Origin of the sequence: Desulfurivibrio nitratireducens, from assembly GCF_044068515.1 — a bacterium.
Taxonomy (GTDB): Bacteria; Desulfobacterota; Desulfobulbia; order Desulfobulbales; family Desulfurivibrionaceae; genus Desulfurivibrio.
Map to the genome: position 1 here is coordinate 1 of NZ_JBIPKI010000085.1, position 3,118 is coordinate 3,118.

Consider the following 3,118-nt stretch of genomic DNA (forward strand, 5'->3'; position numbering starts at 1 on the left):
CCGGCCGAAAACACTTGCTCCATTCTTGCCGAAGGACTAATTCATTAATATAAAACCCGAAAAAGGGAGAGGAGCACCGATGGCGACTTCAGAAATAATGGCTTCAACCGCTGACGATTCCCCCCATCCCCCGGCGCCCTGGCCGGCCCGGGCGGGATTTATCCAGTTCCGGGTCCAGCCCGGCGCTCCGGCCGCCAACCTGGCTCTGGTGCGGGAGCGGCTGGCCGGATTGGAGCTGGCCGGTTCGGCGGTGCTGGTGCTGCCGGAATTGTGGGGCGGCGGTTTTGCCTACCAGACCATGGCCCGGCAGGCCGAAGAGACCCCGCGGCTGCTGGCGGCCCTGACGGAAGAGGCCCGGCGTTACGGGATCTACATGGCCGGCAGCCTGCCCGAGGCGGCCGTCGCTGATGGCGGCGGCCCCGGCTTTTACAACACCATGTACCTGGTCGGACCGGCGGGAGTGCTGGGCAAGTATCACAAGCAGCAGCTTTTCGCCCCCATGGGCGAAACCGAACATTTTCGTTCCGGGGCCGACCCCAAACCCCTCAGAGCTCCCTGGGGCCCGGTGGGGAGCCTGGTCTGCTTTGATCTCCGCTTTCCTGCTCTGGCCGCCGCCCAGGCCGCCGCCGGGGCGGACCTGCTGCTGGTGGCGGCCCAGTGGCCCCTGGCGCGGCGGGAGCATTGGCGGGTGCTGCTGCGGGCCCGGGCCATTGAAAACCAGGTCTTCGTGGTGGCCGCCAATACCTGCGGCCGGATCGGCGACACCGACTTTGCCGGCTCTTCGGCGATCATCGCCCCCGATGGGGAGGTTCTGGCCGAAGCCGGCCTGGAGGAAGCGAGCCGGAGCGTACCGCTGGAGATGGCCCGCTTGCAAGAAGCCCGGCGGCTGTTCCGGACGGTCGGCAGCCGGCCCTGATCCGGGGCCCGGCTCTGCGGGGTATCGGCCCGGCCCTGGGGTTTTGGCGAGAAAAAAGGGAAAAACAGGCAGCGGCGGCCGCTCAGGCGCTGGCCGCCTTCAGCTCGGCGATTACCCGGGCGTAGTCACCCCGGCCGAAGATGGCTGAGCCGGCGACGAAGATGTTGGCGCCCGCCTGGCGGATGGCGGCGATGGTCTTGGGACTGACCCCGCCGTCCACCTCGATGCCGGTGGCCAAGCCCCGGTCGTCGATCAGCGCCTTGAGGGCCCGGATCTTGTCCAGGGCCGAGGGGATGAAGCTCTGGCCGCCGAAACCGGGATTGACGCTCATCAGCATTACCAGGTCCACTTCCGCCAGCAGGTAATCGAGGCTGCTCAGGGGCGTGGCCGGGTTGAGGACCAGGCCGGCCTTCTTGCCCAGGTCCTTGATCTGGTGGACGGTCCGGTGCAGGTGGTAACCGGTTTCGACATGGACGGTGATCCAGTCGGCCCCGGCCCGGGCGAAGTCCGCCACGTAGCGTTCGGGGTTTTCCACCATCAGGTGGACGTCCAGGGGCAGGTCGGTGATCTTGCGCACCGCCTCGACCACCAGGGGACCGATGGTAATGTTGGGGACGAAATGACCGTCCATCACGTCGACATGAATGATATCGGCTCCCGCCGCCGCCACCGCCGCCACCTCGGCGCCCAGGTTGGCGAAGTCGGCGGAAAGAATCGAAGGGGCGATCAGCACCCGTTGCATATCGAGGTCATTAACCGGCATGGTTTTCACTCCTGGCTGTCGGCCTTCACGGCCGTCTGATCCGCCTCGGGGCCCGGGTTGCCCGCCGGCTCCTCCTCTGCGGCCGGCCGGCGCCGGTCCTCCGAGTTCCCCACCGTCACCATTACGTAGCGTTCCGGCTGGAGATAACGGCGGGCCGCGTTCTGGACCAGGGCGGCGGAGGTCGCCTCGAGCAGGGCCGGATAGCGGTCGGCGAAATCGAGCCCCAGGCCGTAGGTTTCGTTGAGGGCCATTTCCATGGCCCGGGCGCCGTTGCTCTGCAGGCCCAGGCGATAATTGCTGACCAGGACGTTGCGGGCCCTTTCCAGTTCGGCCGGGCTGATCGGTTCGCTGCGGACCCGGTAGATCTGGCTCCAGAGTTCCTTGACCGCCTCTTCCCGCCGGTCGGGGCTGGTGCCGATATAGACGCCGAAGGCCCCGGTGTCCAGCCCCAGCAGGGAAAAGGAGGAGAGGCTGTAGGCCAGGCTCCGGCGATCCCGCAGTTCGGCAAAAAGCCGGCCGCTCTGGCCGGAGAGTACCTGGTCGAGAATTTCGAGGGCGTAACGGTCGGGGTCGCTCAGGGTGGTGCCGAGAAAGCCGATGATGATATGCACCTGCTCCCGGTCACGGCTGATATTGACCAGTTCCGGCCGGCTGGGGGGCTCAGGCGGCAGCAGGCTTTCCGCCACCGCCGCCTCGGCGGGGGCGGCGAGGCGCCAGTCGCCGAAAAGCTCTTCCACCTGGAGCTTGACCCCCTCGGCGTCCACGTCGCCGACCACCGCCAGCACCAACTTGTCGGGCCGGGCGTATTGCTCGTAGATTTCCCGCAGGCCCTCCACGGTCAGGCCCTGGATGGCCCCGGCGGCCCCCGCGGTGTTGAGGGCGTAAGGATGGCCGCGGAAGAGCAGCCGGTTGAACTCGCGGAAACCCACGGTGGGCAGGGAATCTTCCTGGCGGCGCAGATTGGCCAGCAGTTCGACCCGGACCCTTTCCGCCTCCTCGGGGGCAAAGGCCGGCTCCCGGATAATATCCCGCAGCAGAATCAGGCCCTGGTCGAAAAAGCGGCTGAGAAAGTCGCCCTGGAGACCGAAGGTGTTTTTGCCGTTGAAACCGTCGATCTCCCCGGCCATGTCGGCCACCGCCCGGGCGATCTGGCGGGAGTCCATGGTGGCGGTCCCCCGGGGCAGCAGTTCCGAGATGAAGGCGAAGGCCCCGTTGGTCGCCGGGGTTTCCCCGCGCAGGCCGCCGGGGAAAACGGCCCGGACCGCCACGGTGGGCACGTCGCGCTGTTCCCGGACCAGCAGGGTGATGCCGTTGTCCAGGCGAAAGCGGCTGGTATGGGGCGGCAGGGTCGAATCTCGTCCCGGCCGGGGTTGGCGCCGGGTTGCCTCGGCGGCGGCGCTTTGCAGCAGGGCGGCCAGCTCGGCCTGGTTCAGGGGTGA

The 3,118-nt window shown here is 67.6% G+C and carries 3 protein-coding genes; 1 reads left to right on the forward strand and 2 read right to left on the reverse strand.

Annotated features, from left to right (window positions below):
* Positions 1-79: 79 nt before the first annotated feature.
* Entirely contained in the window at positions 80-916 is an 837-nt protein-coding gene (locus ACHHTY_RS11905) for a nitrilase-related carbon-nitrogen hydrolase (RefSeq protein ID WP_395494385.1), read from the forward strand.
* Between the two features lie 82 nt (positions 917-998).
* Here the strand turns inward: ACHHTY_RS11905 and rpe are convergent, their stop codons facing one another.
* Positions 999-1,679, reverse strand: coding sequence for a ribulose-phosphate 3-epimerase (rpe, locus tag ACHHTY_RS11910; protein ID WP_395494387.1), 681 nt, complete (start codon positions 1,677-1,679; stop codon positions 999-1,001).
* Positions 1,680-1,684: 5 nt separating this feature from the next.
* A partial coding sequence (locus ACHHTY_RS11915; protein WP_395494388.1) for a M16 family metallopeptidase occupies positions 1,685-3,118 on the reverse strand: 1,434 nt, incomplete at its 5' end.

What these genes read in the sequence shown, in the direction of transcription:
- ACHHTY_RS11905 (WP_395494385.1), top strand. Translation starts at nt 80, where the DNA reads ATGGCGACTTCAGAAATAATGGCTTCAACCGCTGACGATTCCCCCCAT.
- rpe (WP_395494387.1), bottom strand. Translation starts at nt 1,679, where the DNA reads ATGCCGGTTAATGACCTCGATATGCAACGGGTGCTGATCGCCCCTTCG.